The 336-nt window shown below is 63.4% G+C and carries 1 protein-coding gene; it reads left to right on the top strand.

Features of this window, described 5'->3' with window-relative positions; translation table 11 throughout:
• The coding region (locus L981_RS30875) for a glycosyltransferase (RefSeq protein ID WP_043625908.1) at positions 1-336 on the top strand (336 nt) is incomplete at both ends.

Raw genomic sequence — 336 nt, 5'->3', positions numbered from 1 at the left:
AGCCCTTCGGCCCCTTCTGGAAATGGCTGCAGCTTCGCCTCTACCCACGCGCCTTTGCGCTGGTGACCATGACCAAGGGGGCTCTCGACTATTTCCCGCCGGATGTTCGCCGCCACGGGAGAGTGATCGCCAATGCCATCAACCTGCCAACCGGCTGGCAAAAGAAGCGCGGCAACAATGTGCTCACCGCCGTCGGCCGGCTGACGGAGCAAAAAGGCTTCGACCGGCTGCTCGAAGCCTTCGCCAAGGTGGCCAGCGACCACCCCGAATGGAAGCTCGTCATCTGGGGTGAAGGCGAAGCGAGAAAAGCGCTGGAAGCCCAGCGCGACGCGCTTG

It is taken from the genome of Ensifer sp. ZNC0028 (assembly GCF_000799055.1).
GTDB lineage: Bacteria > Pseudomonadota > Alphaproteobacteria > Rhizobiales > Rhizobiaceae > Ensifer.
This window is presented reverse-complemented; position numbering and strand designations above follow the sequence as displayed.